The following is a 15,016-nucleotide window of genomic DNA, read 5'->3' as shown; positions in this document are numbered from 1 at the left end:
GCACTTTTACCCGCCTATGATCTTTTTCCCCCTGCGCCACCCTGATTCGATCGTTAGGTTAGTCTTGCCTAACTCGGAGCAAGGAGAGAGTGTGATCACGGGCGGTGGCGTGAGCATGGCGGACATGGCGAGCAGGGGATGCGAGCACCCCCGGGGGTGCCATACCGGCGAACTGCCCGTCCACGCCAGCGCGACCGTCGGGGCCCGCTTCTGGCTGCTGATCGAACACTCCGGCCCCTGGGCCTCCCACCTCGAGGACTGCAAACTTCCTGAGGGCGTTCACACTCTTATCAAACGGGCCACGCGGCTCGGCATCCGGCCCCAGCTGATTCGCCGCCCGGGTCGCAGAAACCCCGTGGAAACCGGCATTCACGTCATGGTCGCCGACTCCACCGCCGCCGAGCCGTGGATCGCCGAAGGCATCTTCGCAGGTCCAGACGATCTTGACCTTGACAGCGTGGTGGCCGGAGTGGTCCCGGAGTCCTGCATACTTGTGAGTGAGCCGGTTTTTCTGGTCTGCACGCATGCCAAGCGCAACGCGTGCTGCGCCCGCATTGGACTACCCCTAGCTCGGTCCTTGGCAAAATCATTGCCGGACACAGTATGGGAAACATCACATGTTGGCGGCGATCGATACGCCGCCAACCTCGTGTGCTTGCCACACGGGCTTTACTACGGCAGCATGTCTCAGGCTGCTGCGATCGCGGCAGCCGACGCGTACCGGTCCGGCGAGATCATTCTTGACCGTTTCCGGGGACGCGCAGGCATCCCTGAGCCACTGCAGGCCGCTGAGCATTTCATCCGCATTCATACGGGTGAACTCTCGGTTGGCGGAGTGGCCGTGGAATCCTCCAGGTCGGACGGCGCCGTCACCGAGGCATTTGTGCGCGGTAGCGGCGCTCGTTTTCGGGTAGTGGTTGAACCCATGACGCTGACAACGCCATGTGGTACGGCTTGCGCCGATACGATCACTACCTACCGGCTGGTAGCGCTGGACAGGCTGACCCCTGTGCTGTACGCCACGTCCGCGCTGACCTGACTTGAGGGAACATCACGGCCAATCCAGGCGTTGGATCCAGGGACGCCACAAGCGTCCAAATGCGGCATCAACCAGAAATACCTCTCAACTATAAGGTGGTTTTCTCATGTCTCAGGTACGTCGGCAGACCGCCCGGCCTCGGCCCAGCTGGGGATGGCAGGATGACGCCGCGTGCCGGGGCGAGGACCTCGTGCTCTTCTTCGGTCCCGACGGTGAGCGTCAGCCCGAGCGTGACATTCGCGAACGTAAGGCCAAGGCGATCTGCGCCCAGTGCCCTGTTCGCGCCGAGTGCCTGGACTACGCGCTGTCCCGTCCGGAGAAGTACGGCACCTGGGGCGGTCTGAACGAGGACGAGCGCGCCTCCGAGCGTCGCCGTCGTATGCGCCGCGCCGCCAGCGCCGGCATCAGTGCCGTCGCCTGAGCAGTACCTCCACCCGGCTTCCCCTCACGTGTGATCTCGCGCACCCCCTGCGAGATCACACGTTGTCGTGTCGGGCCCCGCACGTGCGGCGTCTGGAGCAGACCACCGCACGGCGGGCATTTCCCCTTTACGGCCTGCTGCGGCCCGGCTTCCGCATCTCCTTGTGGATGATCTTCCACTTGTTCTGCAGTTCCTTGCGGAGTCGCGCGTCACTCCTGGAGGCCATCCAGGCGGCCTCCCTCTGCAGCTTGTTCCAGCTCTCCAGCCGCCGCTCGGGAAGCGTGCCGTCCTCGATCGCGGCGAGCACCGCGCAGCCCGGCTCGCTGTCGTGGCCGCAGTCGCCGAACCTGCACCGCTCGGCGAGTTCCTCCAGGTCGGAGAAGACCATGTCCACGCCCTCGCCCATGTCGTACAGGCCGATGCGGCGGATACCGGGCGTATCGATGATCAGTCCGCCTTTCGCCAGCGGGATGAGCTCGCGGTGCACGGTGGTGTGACGCCCCCGGCCGTCGCCGGCCCTGACGTGCTGGGTCTCCATGACGTCCGCCCCGGCCAGGGCGTTGACGAGCGTGGACTTGCCCGCACCGGAGGCGCCGAGCACCACCGCGGTACGCGTGCCCTGAAGGTATTCGCGGACGATGCCGACCCCCTCCCCGGTGACCGAGCAGACCGGGTGCACGTCCACCCCCGGCGCCGCCGTGGCCACCTCCCTCAGCAGGAAGTCGAGCCCCTCGCCGATCAGATCGGACTTGGTGACGAGCACCACGGGACGGCCACCGCTCTCCCAGGCGAGCGCGAGCAGCCGCTCGATCCTGCCCAGATCGGCGGTGTCGGTGGCGTGCAGCGCGGGTTCGGCGACGAAGACGACATCGACGTTGGCGGCGAGCACCTGCCCCTGTGAGTCACCTGAGAGCCCGCCCCTGGAGACCCTGCCGACACCGCCGCGCACGAACGCGGTGCGCCGGGGCAGGAGCGCCTCCAGCTCGAAGCGGCCCTCGGACAGCCGGCGGAGCCCGACCCAGTCACCGACGCAGGGCAGTGCCACGGGATCGGCGGCGGCTTCGCGCCGCACTCGGGCACCGTAGTCGGCCCGGAGATGGCCGGCGGCGGACAGCACCTCGGCGGCACCGCGATCGACGCGGGACACCCGGGCGGGAGTCAGACCGGCGGGGAGTTCGGCGGCGAAGAAGTCGTTCCAGCCGAGCGCGGTGAGAGCGGCGGATGAAGAGATGATTGGCGAAGACAACGTGGGTACACCCTTTTGAAAGGTCGGGTGCCCCGTCACGAATCGGCTAGGCGGGCACCCGAAGGTTGGTGGATGGCATGATCATCAGAACAACCCGCATGATCTCCACCTCCTCGTGGCTCACGACCGCCCGTCTCTCGGACGACGTCTTCCGGAGAACCATAGCGCAGCCCCTCCCGTCCGGCGCAAACCCATTTCGGCCGTAGCCCGGGAACGCGTCGGGGCCCCGGGACGCGTGACGTCCCGGGGCCCCGACGGATCCGGCCCTCGAAGATCTGTTCAGCCTCGCCGGCAGGGCCTCGGGCGCGCCCGAGGCCCTGCCGGCGAGGGCCCGGTCACAGGCCCGGTGCCGGGAAGTGGGAGGTGAGCTCCCTGACCTCGCCGTGGACTCGGGTGATGACGTGCTTGGCCTCGTCCTCGTCCTTGGCCAGGGCGGTGACGACCTGGTCGATCCAGGCGCCGATCTGCCGCATCTCGGCGACACCCATGCCACGGCTGGTCACGCCCGCGGTGCCGATGCGGATACCCGACGGGTCGAACGGCTTGCGCGTGTCGAACGGCACGGTGTTGTAGTTGGTCTCCAGACCCGCCTTGTCCAGAGCCTGGGCGGCGGGCTTGCCGCCGATGCCCTTGGGGGTCAGGTCGAACAGGATGAGGTGGTTGTCGGTGCCACCGGAGACCAGGTCGAAGCCGCGGCCGCTGAGCTCTTCGGCCAGCGCCTTGGCGTTCAGGACGACCTGGCGGGCGTAGTCCTTGAAGTCGTCGGTCGCCGCTTCCTTCAGCGCCACCGCGATGGCCGCGGTGGTGTGGTTGTGCGGGCCGCCCTGCAGACCGGGGAAGACCGCCTTGTTGAGGGCGGTGGCGTGCTCGTCGGAGGTGGCCATGAGCATGGCGCCCCTGGGCCCGCGCAGGGTCTTGTGGGTGGTGGTGGAGATGACGTCCGCGTAACCGACCGGGGACGGGTGGGCGCCACCGGCCACCAGGCCCGCGATGTGCGCGATGTCCGCGGCGAGCACGGCACCGACCTCGCGGGCGATCTCGGCGAAGGCCGGGAAGTCGATGGTGCGCGGGATCGCGGTACCGCCGCAGAAGATCACCTTGGGTCGCTCACGGAGGGCGATCTCGCGCACCTCGTCCATGTCGACGCGGCCGGTGTCCTTGCGAACCCCGTAGCGGACCGGGTTGAACCACTTGCCGGTGGCCGAGACCGACCAGCCGTGGGTCAGGTGGCCGCCGAAGGGCAGGCCCATGCCCATCACGGTCTCGCCCGGCTTCAGGAAGGCCAGGTAGATCGCGAGGTTGGCGGGCGAGCCCGAATAGGGCTGGACGTTGGCGTGGTTCACCCCGAACAGGGACTTGGCCCTGTCGATGGCGATGGTCTCGATCTGGTCGATGACCTGCTGACCCTCGTAGTAGCGCTTGCCGGGGTAGCCCTCGGAGTACTTGTTGGTGAGGACGGTGCCGGTGGCCTCAAGGACGGCCTTGGAGACGTAGTTCTCCGAAGCGATCAGCTTGACGGTGTCGGCCTGCCGCCGCTCCTCGGCCTTGATGAGTTCGGCGATCTGCGGATCCACACTGGAAAGAGCACTCATGCGCCTTCACTCCCCTGTCATCGTCGACATCGCGTGAAGACCCAGGCGCTCGGCCTTCTCGCCCTTCAGCTCCCCGGTGGTCTCTCCCACCCTATGCGCCAGTCGCCGCATAGACGATAGCGGACTAACCCATGCGGCTGGCGCGACCTGCGCCGTCGACCGGCCAGAGCCGGTCGACCTCGGCGTTGAGCGTGGCCCCGATGAGCACGGCCAGCGCGGTGATGTAGAGCCAGAGCAGTACGGCGATGGGCGCGGCGAGCGAGCCGTAGATGGAGACCGGGGAGAACCAGGCGGCGAGCACCGCGCGCAGCACCGCGGCGCAGACGATCCAGATGACGAGGGCGAGCACCGCTCCGGGCAGCTCCCGCCACCAGCGCGTGCGTACGGGCACGCTCACGTGGTAGAGCAGGGTAAGGAAGATCACCGAGCCGATGACGACCACCGGCCAGTAGAGGACGTCGACCAGCGGGGCGTAGTCGGTCGGCAGGGCGCCGCGCAGCGCGACGGGTCCCAGAACGAGCACGGGCATCACCACCAGCCCGATCAGCAGGCCCGCGAGATAGAACCCGAAGGACATCAGGCGGGTGCGGATGATGCCCCGCTCCTCGCCGAGGCCGTAGGCGACCGAGATCAGGTCGACGTAGACGAACAGCGCCCGCGAGCCCGACCAGAGCGCGAGCAGAAAGCCCAGGGAGATCAGCGAGACCTGGTTCTCGGGCTTCAACACGTCCTCGATGAGCGGGGTGACCACGGTGTCGACGGCGTTGTCCGTGAAGAGCAGGTGGGCCTGCTGGTCGATCCAGTCGCTGACGTTCTTGACGGTCTCGGGGCCGAACACCCGGGTCAGCTGGCCGAGCACGCCGATCAGGCCGAGCATGAACGGCGGCAGCGACAGCAGCGCGAAGAAGGCCGCCTCCCCCGCCAGGCCGGTGACCCGGTAGGTGACGCCCGCGTTCGTGGTGGCGGTGACCAGCGCCCACAGGTCGGTTCCGCGAATCCACGCGAGCATCGCCAGCAGCCGGGTCCAGACATCCGTGCCGCGGATCCACCCGAGACCCGTGTGCAGCCATGTCCCGGGCCCGCGCGAAGGGCTCCGCTCGGGTTCGGGCCGCTGGGCCGGGGCATCAGTGGACGTCATGCCACACAACGGTATTCCTAGCCGTGCTTGATCACGAGCCAGGCGGGCAACGATCGAATCTCACCCGCCTGCCCGGGCTATCTGTGGTAAAACGCCTGGGCGTCGTCGCTGTCGACGATACGGGCGCCCAGCGGCAGCAGGGAGATGGGAATCAGCTTGAGGTTGGCGAGGCCCAGCGGGATTCCGATGATCGACAGGAAGAGCGGGATCGAGGTCAGCAGGTGCCCGATCGCCAGCCAGATCCCGGCCACGACGAACCAGATCACATTGCCGATGGTGGACATCACCCCCGCCTCGGGGTCGCGCACCACGGTCCGGCCGAAGGGCCACAGCGCGTAGGCGGCGATCCGGAACGACGCGATACCGAACGGGATCGTGATGATCAGCACACAGCAGACGATGCCCGCGAGGACATAGCCGATCGCCAACCAGATTCCCGCGAAGACCAACCAGATGACGTTCAACAAAGTCCGCATATTCACGAGCATGTCAGACAGTGCCTATGGCGACGCTAACGCGTCGCGGTTCGGCCGCTCTTACCCGGCTCCTTCCCTCGTCGACCGGGGCCGCTCGTTCCTCGCAACCCCGCTCTCCTCAGTCCAGTCCCCGGCGCGGCCTCACGGGTGGTCCCTCCGCCGTGAGGGCGGACGCGTCCCTTACAAGGGGTCCTCGGTCCGGTTGGTGTGACCTTGTGTTCGGCTCTCTCCTTGGTCGAGGGGGGCTCTTCCCTTGCCCGGGGGGCCGGCGAAGGCCTGCGCGACCGCTGTCCAGGCCCTCGCGGTCTCACCGCGTACCAGCAGGGACGTGTCGGCGAGGTGGCGGCGCTGGACCACCAGGAGGCAGAAGTCGATCATGGTGCCGCGGACCAGGTCGGGGACGCCCGAGGGCCCGGCCGCCCACGACGATCCGTCGGGCATGGTCAGCTCCACCCGCACCGGCCGCGCCGGCGGCTTCAGGCCGCGCACCGCGAAGCCGTACGGCATGGCGCGTACCCCGAGCGTCGCCACGTGCCTGAGCCTGGTGGTCGGCACGCGCGTGACGCCGAGCGCGTCCGCCACGTCCTGCCCGTGAGCCCAGGTCTCCATCAGGCGCGCGGTGACGAAGGAGGCGACCGACATGTCGGGTCCGTACCAGGGCAGCCTGGCACCGGCGTCCAGCCGGGCGAAGGCCTCCAGACCGCGGGCCCTGGCCTCGCGGAACCAGTCGTGTATCTGGCCGGCGGCCAGGCTGCGCGAGGCGACCGCGAGCTCGTCCACCGCGGAGTCGCCGCGGGCCAGGAGGGCGGGCAGGGCGGCGCGGAAACCGTCGGGGTCGGTGGCGGAGACGGTGGCGGCGTCGTCGAACCAGGCGAGATGGCTGATCTGGTCGCGCACCATCCAGCCCTCGGCCGGAGTGGCCAGCTCCCACTCCTGCGCGCCGAGCCTTCCGATCATCGCGTCGAGTTCGGCCGTCTCGGCGCGCAGATCCGCCAGCAGTTCGTCCACCAGGCCCATCGCGCCTCCCTGTTCCGGCCAAGGCCAGGGTAACCGAGCGATGTTCTAGAGGGAACAGCGCAGAATGGAAGCATGATCTGCCAGGAGTGCAAGGCGCGGCGGCACGAGAAGTGCCGGGGTGGCTCGTGGTGCGACTGCCAGCACAAGCCCGCCGACAGGCCCAGGGAGCCGGCGCTGGGCTGGCCGCGCCAGGGGTGAACCGGGCCCGGATCTCGGCTTCGCGTCCAGATTGTGGACCCGACATTGGACATCCAGTGTCACCAAGGTATCGTCGGTGACATGCCAGCGGACCCATTGCTCGTCGTGCGACGCCACGTCGACCTTCTGCGTGTCCGCAGTGCCATCTGTTGTGACGTCCGTTAACCGTCGCCCTCTGCTGATTTCACCCAGCTCGGCCGCGTAACAGGCGTCCTCCTCTGAGTAATCGACCCCCGCACTCAACGACGAGGCGGGAGGTGCCGCCCGTGCGCGTCCGGAAATCATCCCATCGAGCCTCAAAAAGGACGCGCACATGACGACCCCGGCCCGGCCGGTCAACCGACACCACAAGCGCCCGCGTGGCGAAGGTCAGTGGGCTCTCGGTTACCGCGAACCGTTGAACAAGAACGAGGAGAACAAGAAGAACGATGACGGGCTCAACGTCCGTCAGCGGATCATCGACATCTACTCCAAGCGGGGCTTCGACTCCATCGACCCCTCCGACCTGCGTGGCCGGATGCGCTGGTTCGGTCTCTACACCCAGCGCAAGCCCGGGATCGACGGCGGCAAGACCGCGATCCTGGAGCCGGAGGAGCTCGACGACCGCTACTTCATGCTCCGGGTCAGGATCGACGGCGGCCGGCTCGACCTGGCGCAGCTGCGGGTCATCGCCGACATCTCCAACCTCTACGGCCGGGGCACCGCCGACGTCACCGACCGGCAGAACATCCAGCTCCACTGGATCGAGATCGAGGCCGTCCCCGACATCTGGGAGCGCCTGGAGTCGGTGGGCCTGTCCACCACGGAGGCCTGTGGCGACACCCCGCGCGTCATCCTGGGCTGCCCGTTGGCCGGGATCGACACCGACGAGGTCATCGACGGCTCCGCGCAGATCCAGGAGATCCACGACACCTACATCGGCGACCCCGCCTTCTCCAACCTGCCGCGCAAGTTCAAGGCGGCGGTGAGCGGGTGCCCGGCGCACTGCACCGTGCACGAGATCAACGACGTGGCGTTCGTGGGCGTCGTGAACGACAAGGGCGAGCGGGGCTTCGACCTCTGGGTGGGCGGCGGCCTGTCCACCAACCCGATGCTCGGCAAGCGGCTGGGGGTCTTCCTCACCCCCGAGCAGGTCGCCCCCGCCTACGGCGGCGTGATCGGCATCTTCCGCGACTACGGCTACCGCCGCCTGCGGCACCGGGCCCGGATCAAGTTCCTGATCAACGACTGGGGCGCGGAGAAGTTCAGGGAGATCCTGGAGACGGAGTACCTCGGCCACGCCCTGCCCGACGGCCCCGCGCCCGAGCAGCCGCGCGGCGGCCGCAGGGACCACGTGGGCGTCTTCCCGCAGAAGGACGGCAACTTCTACGTCGGCTTCGCGCCGAAGGTCGGCCGCCTGGACGGTGACAAGCTGCACCTGATCGCCGACATCGCCGAGCGGCACGGTTCCAACCGGGTGCATACCACCGTCGAGCAGAAGATGGTCATCCTCGACGTGGCCCCCGACCAGGTCGACAGCCTCGTCGCCGAACTGGAGGCCGGCGACCTGCAGGTCAACCCCTCCACCTTCCGGCGCCAGACCATGGCGTGCACCGGGATCGAGTTCTGCAAGCTGGCCATCGTCGAGACCAAGGCCACCGCGGCCGACCTGATCGACGAACTGGAACAGCGGCTGCCCGATTTCAAGAACCCGCTGACCATCAACGTCAACGGCTGCCCCAACTCCTGCGCGCGCATCCAGGTCGCCGACATCGGCCTGAAGGGCCAGCTCGTCGTCAACGACAAGGGCGAGCAGGTCGAGGGCTTCCAGGTGCACCTGGGCGGCTCGCTGGGCGTCAACCCGGGCTTCGGCCGCAAGGTCCGCGGCCTGAAGACCACCTCCGAGGAGCTTCCCGACTACGTGGAGCGGGTGCTGCGCAACTTCGAGGAGCAGAAGAAGGACGACGAGACCTTCTCCGACTGGGTGCAGCGCGCCGACGACGCGGACCTGAAATGAGCGAGCGAGCGGTTCCCTTCCACTGCCCGTACTGCGGCGAGGAGGACCTGGAGCCCTACGAGGGCGACGGCGGCTGGTACTGCCGGTCGTGCGTACGTGCCTTCAAGTTGAAGTTTCTCGGAATCGGGGTGCGCTCGTGACGCGCGGCGAATCCGACGCGGTCCACGCGAGAGCCGGCGCGAGAGCCGGCGCGAGAGCCGACGATGCCCTCGCGAGCCGCACGGTCCAGACGGCGAGTTCCGGCGCGACGAGCGCACCGCTCCGCGGGGCGAATGAGGATTGGGTGAACGAGCGATGACACTGGTGGACATCGAGATCGGGTTACGGCAGCAGCGGAGCGCGTTCGAGCTGCAGGACATCGTCGAGTCGGCCTCCCGGTTCCTGGCGGACGCCTCGGCCCTGGAGATCATCCGCTGGGCGGCGGCGACCTTCGGCGACCGGCTCTGCCTGACCGCCTCCATGGCCGACGCCCTGCTGATCGACCTGGTCAGCCGGGTCAAGCCCGGCGTGGACGTGCTGTTCATCGACACCGGTTACCACTTCGCCGAGACGATCGGCACCCGTGACGCGGTCCAGCAGGTCTATGACGTGAACGTGATCAACGTGCAGCCGTCCCGGACCGTCGCGGAGCAGGAGCGCGACCTGGGGCCGCGCCTGTTCGGACGCAACCCCGACCTCTGCTGCTACCTGCGCAAGGTCGAGCCGCTCAACCGCGCGCTGGAGCCCTACCTGGCCTGGGTCTCCGGTATCCGTCGCGACGAGGCGGCCACCCGCTCCGGTGTCAAGGTCGTGGAGTGGGACGCCAAGCGCCAGATGGTCAAGATCAACCCGATCGCCGGCTGGTCACAGGACGACGTCGACAACTACATGGCCGACAACGGAGTGCTGATCAACCCGCTGCACTATGACAACTACCCCTCGATCGGCTGCGCCCCCTGCACCCGCCAGGTCGCTCCCGGGGAGGACCCGCGCAGCGGTCGCTGGGCCGGCATGGGCAAGACCGAGTGCGGGCTGCACGTATGACGTGGCGCTCCCCCGGCGCCGCTTCCGTGACACCGCTGATCGCGGTGGCGCACGGGTCCCGTGACCCGCGCGCCGCCGCGACCGTGGAGGACCTGCTCGACCTGGTACGGGACGCGCGCCCGGAACTCCCGGTGCGCACCGCCTACCTCGACCACGCCGCCCCGACGCTCCCCGCGGCGCTGTCGGGTCTGACCGAGGCGGTGGTGCTGCCGCTGCTGCTCACCGAGGCCTACCACAGCCGGGTCGACATCCCCGGCGCGCTGGCCGAGGCGACGGCCCGCCGGCCCCTGCTGCGCGTGCACGCGGGCGCCACCTTGGGCCCGCACCCGCTGCTGGTCACCGCGCTGGAGCGGCGCCTGGCCGAGGCGGGGGTGGAGCCCGGCGAGACGGGCACCGCCGTGGTGCTGGTCTCGGCCGGCTCCAGCGACCCGCGGGCCAACGCGACGATCGCCCGGATCGCCGGAGACTGGGCGACGCGGCGCGGCTGGCGGTCGGTGAGCGCCGCCTACGCCTCGGCCGCGGGTCCCACTCCGAAGGAGGCGGTGCTGCGCCTGCGGCGCTCCGGGGCCGCCAGGATCGTCGTCGCCCCCTACCTGCTGGCCCCCGGCCACTTCGCCGACAAGATCCGCCGTGAGACCCTGGCCGCGGGCGCCGACGTCGTCGCCGACGTGCTGGGCGCCGCCCCGGAGCTCGCGACGGTACTGCTGGAGCGCTACGACCGGGCCGCACACCGGCGAAGGGCGCTCGCCACCGCCTGATCCCGCCGGGTCAGGAGGGGTTCGGGGGCACGGTGGCCTCGCCCTCACAGCGCAGCAGGACCACCTTCCCGGTTCTCGGGTCAACCTGGCGCACATTGTCCCGGCAGGCCGGGAAGGCTATCCCCCTCACGCTGAGCGACCAGCTGAGCGGGAAGGGCTCGGCTCCGGCGAGCTCCTCCTCCCAGCCCTCGAAGTAGCCGTCCATCCCCTCGATCAGTTCGTTGACCGTCCTGCCCGCCCTGTCGACCTCGCCGGGCAGCACGACCGCGGACACGACCCGCTCACCGGCCGCCGGGCTCTCCGCGCCCCTGGCAGGCTCGTCGTTCCAGCTCTCCCACAGGACCTCCATGGTGAATCCGTCGGGACCGGTTCCGCAGAGCTGCCTTCTGGGAGGGCCGTCGTCGATCCAGACGATCGCCCGCCGCAGCGGCCCCGAGCAGTGGACCTTCACCGTCATCGGGCTGATCCCGGCTCCGATCCGGAATTCCTCACGGGTTCCACCTGTGTGGTAGCCGCGGGTCACGACCTCGCGCCCGGGGTAGGGCTCTCCAAACGGCTGTGACGTGGTCGGCATGTCGGCGGACGGCCGGGCCATGACTCCGGTCCAGACATCGGTGCCGTTCGCGGTGCCACCGCCGGGGAGGACGTTGAGTGCCACCGCCACGGTGAGGGCGGCCGCGGCCGCACCGGCCGCGCCCCAGCGGCGGCGCCTGATCGCGCGGACGCGCCGGTGGACGTCGGCGACGGCCACGCCCCTGTTGTGATCCTCACCCCTGTCTCCGGCCAGGATCTCGCGCAGTTCGGACTCGGTGATCGTCATCTCAGCTCCCCGTGGTGATCGCGGCGGCGGTCGCGGGATCGACCCGCAGTTTGCACAGTGCGCGGCTGGCCTGGCTGCGCACCGTCGGCACCGAGCAGCCGAGGATCTCGGCGATCTGCTGGTCGGGCAGGTCGGCGAAGTAACGCAGCACGATCACGGCCCGCTGCCTGCCGGGAAGCCCGGCCAGCATCTGCCTGACCGCCTCCCGGCCGGCCACCGCGTCCTCCGCGGCCTCGTCCGGCGTCTCGGGGAGGTCCGCGCTCGGCACCTCCCCCCGCCACCTGCGCCGCCACCAGCTGGCATGGGTGTTGGCCAGGATGCGGTAGACGTAGGGGTCCGGATCGTCGCCCACTCTCCGCCAGGCGAGCCACGCCTTGGCCAGGGCCGTCTGCAGCAGGTCCTCCGCCGTGCCCCAGTCGCGGCACAGCAGGTAGGCGGTCCGCAGCAGGCGGGCCGAGCACTGCTCCACGTAGCGCTCGAAGTCGGCCCGGTCTCGCATCGGGGGTCCTCCCTGCTCGGTGTTGTCACCGATCACTACGCTCCGGACGCCCCGAGACGTTGCACGCGTCCGGAAACTCACCCGCCGGGGCGCGGGAAGGGGTCCCGGACGGGGACAGAGGCGGCCGGGCGCACGGCCACGCGGCGCGGTGCGGCGGGCGGGCCCCAGAGTGGCGCTGAGTGGCGCTGAGTGGCGGCTGAGTGGCGCGGTCCGGGTACGGAGCGGCCCGAGGCGCGCTCGGTCGTGCCGCGGGCCGGGAGTGACCCGGCGCCGAGCGGCGCGGGGCAGATGAGAGGCCGCGCGGGTGGGGGGACGTCCGTCAGTGGCCGGGCAGCCTGGGCGGCCGGGGAGGGTGCGCTGAGCTCCAGGGCTGGGGGGGCGGGTGGATCTGGTGGCGGTGTGCCTCACCGGGCAGTTCGCCGCGCATCTGGTCCCACTGCTCCCGCCAGGCGGCCCACTTCTTCTTGAGGGGCTTGGCCCGCGAGTCTCCGACCACCTTGATGTCCCCCATGAGGACGTAGGCCTTGACCCGGACGATCGGCACGTTCGTGCCCGGGGGCGCCTCGATCACCTGGACCTTCTTGTCCCCCATGATGGCGATGCCGTCGAGCTCGACGTCCACGCCGTCCGGGACGATGATCTTCACATCGCCCATGATCGCGGTGGCCATGATGTCGACCACCCCGGTGCGGACCTCGGCCTGGCGCAGGTCCAGCACGACGTCGCCCATCACGGCGACGGCGCCGAGCGGCTTGTCGATCCGCCAGGTACCACGCCGCTTGGAGCTGCCCATCACCGCCACGAACCAGCGGCGCGCCGCGCCGCCCCGCTCGGCCTCGGCCGGAGGGTAGGCGGGGGCGGGCGCCGGGTGACCACCTGGCAGGTCCGCGGTGAGCACGGCCAGTTCGGCCTGGGTGAGGGCGGTGTAGGCCGCCTCGGTGCGCTCGGTCAGCTCACCGAGGGTCAGCCGTCCCTCGACGGAGGCGACCCGCAGCCATTCGACGGCGGCCTCCCGCTCGGCGTCCGAGACCCGCATTTCCCCAGGATCATTCATGACTCACAACATATCGCGAGTTGTCTGGATAGAGGATCCCCAGAAGGTAGGAAGCATGGTGCGTCCGCACCTGCCGACGCCCCCTCACCGGGCACCCCGTCCACCATACGGCGACGCGGGGCACCGTGCCGGGCGTCACGGCCGCTGCACGGCCTCCTCCCCGAGGCAGGCAATAGGATCCGTAGGCATGTACCGAGAACTCCTGGACGCGGTGACGGGTAACGACGCCGAGCGGGTCGAGCGGCTGCTGCAGAACGGGACGAGCGCCGACCCCGGCGGCGCGGAAGAGCCCACCGCCCTGTACCTGGCATCGGGCACGGGGCGCGTGGCCATCGTGCGCGCACTGCTGTCCCACGGAGCCGACCCCAACCGGATCAGCGGCGGACAGGACGCGGGGCTGCCCCTGTGCGCCGCCTCGGCCTGGGACCGCGTCGAGACCGTGGAGGCGCTGCTGGCCGCCGGGGCCGACGTGTCCGGGCGGGAGGCCGACGGGTGGACAGCCGTGCTCTGGGCCGCCGCCAACGGGCGGGCCGACGCCGTCCGTACGCTGCTCGCGGCCGGGGCGGACGCCGAGGACGCCAACGAGGGTGGCGACACCGCGCTCACCCTGGCCACCCGGCGCGGCGCCCTGGGCGTCGTGCGCACGCTGCTGGAGGCCGGCGCCGAGGCCGACCGGCCCGACGGCGACGGCGACACGCCGCTGTCCATCGCCTACGACTGGCTCGGCACCCAGTTGGAGAGCGCGCTTCTCGAGCAGCTCACCGAGCAGGCCCCCGAGGGCTCGCAGTTCGTCGTGGGCCGCAGCCGGGCCACGGACGGCACCGACCTGGTGACCGTCGCGGCGGCCGGCCCGGACGGGACCCGGGTGGCCGAGCTCACCTGCCAGCGCGGGCACGCGGCCGTCGCGACCCTGCTGGAGGACGCGACGGGCGAGCGGTTGCCCTTCGAGGAGATGGTCGAGCGGGCGATGCCCTACCGCGACATCGACGAGGAGGCCGAGACCTGGTGGACCGTGGCGAGCTCGCTGAGCCGGCGCGGCGACGGCGAGACCTTCGACGCGGCGGCGCGGCTGTGCGCAGCTGAGGATCCGCGCAAGCGGGAGTTCGCCGTCGACGTGCTCGCCGAGTTCGGCTTCACCGAGGACGAGAAGCCCTTCCTGGAGGAGACGCTGCCGATCCTGCGGCGGATGGCGGCCACCGAGGGCGACGAGCGGGTGCTGCGCTCGGTGCTCGGCGCGCTCGGTCACCACGCCGACCCGCGCGCCCTGCCCGAGGTGCTGGAGATCATCACCTCCGACGGCTGGACCCGCACCCAGGCCGACCCCGCCGCGCTGGCCGCCGTCCTGCCGTCCGGCCACGCCGAGGGGCTCGCGCTGCTCATCTCGATGACCGAGGACCCCGACGCGGAGGTACGCGACTGGGCGACCATGGGCCTGGCGGGTCTGGCGCAGGACAGTGAGCCGATCCGCGACGCGCTGGCCGCCAGGCTCGACGACGAGGATCTGAACACTGTCGCCGAGGCCACCCGCGGTCTTGCCACCCGGGGGGACGCCCGCGCCCAGCGGGGCGCCGACCGCGTGCTCGCCGAGAGCGACGAGGACGACGACTACGTCCGCGACCTGGTCAAGAACCTCTGAGCCACGAGCCGTGCGCGCGACTCCGCACGGCCGGTGCCGGGGCGGAGGACGCGTACGGCGGGAGACCGTTCCGGGAGACCATCCCCGCCAACTCCACGCGAAA

The 15,016-nt window shown here is 70.0% G+C and carries 17 protein-coding genes and 1 riboswitch; of the genes, 9 read left to right on the top strand and 8 right to left on the bottom strand.

Going from position 1 to position 15,016, the window contains the following annotated elements:
- Nucleotides 1-91: 91 nt before the first annotated feature.
- Nucleotides 92-1,039, top strand: a complete 948-nt coding sequence (locus tag ACFQVD_RS01860; protein ID WP_343967435.1) for a sucrase ferredoxin — start codon at nt 92-94, stop codon at nt 1,037-1,039.
- Nucleotides 1,040-1,145: 106 nt separating this feature from the next.
- The gene (locus tag ACFQVD_RS01855; protein ID WP_012893126.1) at nt 1,146-1,460 is read left to right on the top strand and encodes a WhiB family transcriptional regulator; all 315 of its coding nucleotides are present in this window, start codon (nt 1,146-1,148) and stop codon (nt 1,458-1,460) included.
- Nucleotides 1,461-1,587: 127 nt separating this feature from the next.
- Here the strand turns inward: ACFQVD_RS01855 and rsgA are convergent, their stop codons facing one another.
- The 5 genes from rsgA to ACFQVD_RS01830 all read right to left on the bottom strand — a co-directional run bounded on the left by rsgA (nt 1,588) and on the right by ACFQVD_RS01830 (nt 6,929).
- Nucleotides 1,588-2,706: a ribosome small subunit-dependent GTPase A gene (gene rsgA, locus ACFQVD_RS01850; RefSeq protein ID WP_343967452.1), complete on the bottom strand. Its 1,119-nt coding sequence runs from the start codon at nt 2,704-2,706 to the stop codon at nt 1,588-1,590.
- 335 nt (nt 2,707-3,041) lie between these two features.
- Nucleotides 3,042-4,298 carry a serine hydroxymethyltransferase gene (gene glyA, locus ACFQVD_RS01845; protein ID WP_343967454.1) on the bottom strand — a complete coding sequence of 419 codons (1,257 nt, stop codon included), beginning with the start codon at nt 4,296-4,298 and terminating at the stop codon, nt 3,042-3,044.
- 32 nt (nt 4,299-4,330) lie between these two features.
- Nucleotides 4,331-4,414: riboswitch (ZMP/ZTP riboswitch) on the bottom strand.
- A gap of 8 nt (nt 4,415-4,422) precedes the next feature.
- Nucleotides 4,423-5,436 carry a YihY/virulence factor BrkB family protein gene (locus ACFQVD_RS01840; RefSeq protein WP_343967456.1) on the bottom strand — a complete coding sequence of 338 codons (1,014 nt, stop codon included), beginning with the start codon at nt 5,434-5,436 and terminating at the stop codon, nt 4,423-4,425.
- Between the two features lie 77 nt (nt 5,437-5,513).
- Nucleotides 5,514-5,912: a YccF domain-containing protein gene (locus ACFQVD_RS01835; protein ID WP_343967458.1), complete on the bottom strand. Its 399-nt coding sequence runs from the start codon at nt 5,910-5,912 to the stop codon at nt 5,514-5,516.
- A 180-nt stretch (nt 5,913-6,092) separates the two neighbouring features.
- Entirely contained in the window at nt 6,093-6,929 is an 837-nt protein-coding gene (locus ACFQVD_RS01830) for a TIGR03084 family metal-binding protein (protein ID WP_343967460.1), read from the bottom strand.
- 72 nt (nt 6,930-7,001) lie between these two features.
- On the opposite strand from ACFQVD_RS01830, the gene ACFQVD_RS01825 reads away from it, so the two are divergent.
- The 6 genes from ACFQVD_RS01825 (at nt 7,002) to ACFQVD_RS01800 (ending at nt 10,904) form a co-directional block, all read left to right on the top strand.
- Nucleotides 7,002-7,127 carry a hypothetical protein gene (locus ACFQVD_RS01825; protein WP_343967462.1) on the top strand — a complete coding sequence of 42 codons (126 nt, stop codon included), beginning with the start codon at nt 7,002-7,004 and terminating at the stop codon, nt 7,125-7,127.
- 81 nt (nt 7,128-7,208) lie between these two features.
- Nucleotides 7,209-7,292 (top strand): putative leader peptide, encoded by an 84-nt coding sequence (locus tag ACFQVD_RS01820; RefSeq protein WP_350917820.1) that lies wholly within the window; start codon nt 7,209-7,211, stop codon nt 7,290-7,292.
- A gap of 148 nt (nt 7,293-7,440) precedes the next feature.
- Nucleotides 7,441-9,123 carry a nitrite/sulfite reductase gene (locus ACFQVD_RS01815; RefSeq protein WP_343967464.1) on the top strand — a complete coding sequence of 561 codons (1,683 nt, stop codon included), beginning with the start codon at nt 7,441-7,443 and terminating at the stop codon, nt 9,121-9,123.
- A complete protein-coding gene (locus tag ACFQVD_RS01810) occupies nt 9,120-9,263 on the top strand; it encodes a hypothetical protein (RefSeq protein ID WP_012893136.1) in 144 nt (47 codons plus the stop codon). Before ACFQVD_RS01815 ends, ACFQVD_RS01810 begins: the two co-directional genes overlap by 4 nt.
- A 154-nt stretch (nt 9,264-9,417) precedes the next feature.
- Nucleotides 9,418-10,146 (top strand): phosphoadenylyl-sulfate reductase, encoded by a 729-nt coding sequence (locus ACFQVD_RS01805; protein WP_343967467.1) that lies wholly within the window; start codon nt 9,418-9,420, stop codon nt 10,144-10,146.
- Nucleotides 10,143-10,904, top strand: a complete 762-nt coding sequence (locus ACFQVD_RS01800; protein ID WP_343967470.1) for a sirohydrochlorin chelatase — start codon at nt 10,143-10,145, stop codon at nt 10,902-10,904. Before ACFQVD_RS01805 ends, ACFQVD_RS01800 begins: the two co-directional genes overlap by 4 nt.
- Nucleotides 10,905-10,914: 10 nt before the next feature.
- On the opposite strand, the gene ACFQVD_RS01795 is transcribed toward ACFQVD_RS01800, so the two are convergent.
- The 3 genes from ACFQVD_RS01795 to ACFQVD_RS01785 form a co-directional block, all read right to left on the bottom strand.
- The gene (locus ACFQVD_RS01795) at nt 10,915-11,724 is read right to left on the bottom strand and encodes a hypothetical protein (protein ID WP_343967473.1); all 810 of its coding nucleotides are present in this window, start codon (nt 11,722-11,724) and stop codon (nt 10,915-10,917) included.
- A gap of 1 nt (nt 11,725) precedes the next feature.
- The gene (locus ACFQVD_RS01790; protein ID WP_343967475.1) at nt 11,726-12,223 is read right to left on the bottom strand and encodes a SigE family RNA polymerase sigma factor; all 498 of its coding nucleotides are present in this window, start codon (nt 12,221-12,223) and stop codon (nt 11,726-11,728) included.
- Nucleotides 12,224-12,542: 319 nt separating this feature from the next.
- Nucleotides 12,543-13,277: a DUF1707 SHOCT-like domain-containing protein gene (locus ACFQVD_RS01785; RefSeq protein WP_343967477.1), complete on the bottom strand. Its 735-nt coding sequence runs from the start codon at nt 13,275-13,277 to the stop codon at nt 12,543-12,545.
- A 187-nt stretch (nt 13,278-13,464) separates the two neighbouring features.
- Between ACFQVD_RS01785 and ACFQVD_RS01780 the strand changes: the two genes are divergently transcribed.
- On the top strand, nt 13,465-14,913 hold the full coding sequence (locus ACFQVD_RS01780) for an ankyrin repeat domain-containing protein (RefSeq protein WP_343967479.1): 1,449 nt from the start codon (nt 13,465-13,467) through the stop codon (nt 14,911-14,913).
- Nucleotides 14,914-15,016 lie beyond the last annotated feature (103 nt).

It is taken from the genome of Streptosporangium amethystogenes subsp. fukuiense, from assembly GCF_042665875.1.
GTDB classification, from domain to species: Bacteria; Actinomycetota; Actinomycetes; order Streptosporangiales; family Streptosporangiaceae; genus Streptosporangium; species Streptosporangium fukuiense.
Note: the sequence above shows the minus strand (reverse complement) of the source record. Positions and strands in the feature narration are given on the sequence as shown.

Bases quoted from the DNA above. Each gene is read 5' to 3' on its own strand.
- ACFQVD_RS01855 (WP_012893126.1), top strand. From the start codon at position 1,146: ATGTCTCAGGTACGTCGGCAGACCGCCCGGCCTCGGCCCAGCTGGGGA.
- glyA (WP_343967454.1), bottom strand. From the start codon at position 4,298: ATGAGTGCTCTTTCCAGTGTGGATCCGCAGATCGCCGAACTCATCAAG.
- ACFQVD_RS01840 (WP_343967456.1), bottom strand. From the start codon at position 5,436: ATGACGTCCACTGATGCCCCGGCCCAGCGGCCCGAACCCGAGCGGAGC.
- ACFQVD_RS01835 (WP_343967458.1), bottom strand. From the start codon at position 5,912: ATGCGGACTTTGTTGAACGTCATCTGGTTGGTCTTCGCGGGAATCTGG.
- ACFQVD_RS01830 (WP_343967460.1), bottom strand. From the start codon at position 6,929: ATGGGCCTGGTGGACGAACTGCTGGCGGATCTGCGCGCCGAGACGGCC.
- ACFQVD_RS01825 (WP_343967462.1), top strand. From the start codon at position 7,002: ATGATCTGCCAGGAGTGCAAGGCGCGGCGGCACGAGAAGTGCCGGGGT.
- ACFQVD_RS01820 (WP_350917820.1), top strand. From the start codon at position 7,209: ATGCCAGCGGACCCATTGCTCGTCGTGCGACGCCACGTCGACCTTCTG.
- ACFQVD_RS01815 (WP_343967464.1), top strand. From the start codon at position 7,441: ATGACGACCCCGGCCCGGCCGGTCAACCGACACCACAAGCGCCCGCGT.
- ACFQVD_RS01810 (WP_012893136.1), top strand. From the start codon at position 9,120: ATGAGCGAGCGAGCGGTTCCCTTCCACTGCCCGTACTGCGGCGAGGAG.
- ACFQVD_RS01805 (WP_343967467.1), top strand. From the start codon at position 9,418: ATGACACTGGTGGACATCGAGATCGGGTTACGGCAGCAGCGGAGCGCG.
- ACFQVD_RS01800 (WP_343967470.1), top strand. From the start codon at position 10,143: ATGACGTGGCGCTCCCCCGGCGCCGCTTCCGTGACACCGCTGATCGCG.
- ACFQVD_RS01795 (WP_343967473.1), bottom strand. From the start codon at position 11,724: ATGACGATCACCGAGTCCGAACTGCGCGAGATCCTGGCCGGAGACAGG.
- ACFQVD_RS01790 (WP_343967475.1), bottom strand. From the start codon at position 12,223: ATGCGAGACCGGGCCGACTTCGAGCGCTACGTGGAGCAGTGCTCGGCC.
- ACFQVD_RS01785 (WP_343967477.1), bottom strand. From the start codon at position 13,277: ATGAATGATCCTGGGGAAATGCGGGTCTCGGACGCCGAGCGGGAGGCC.
- ACFQVD_RS01780 (WP_343967479.1), top strand. From the start codon at position 13,465: ATGTACCGAGAACTCCTGGACGCGGTGACGGGTAACGACGCCGAGCGG.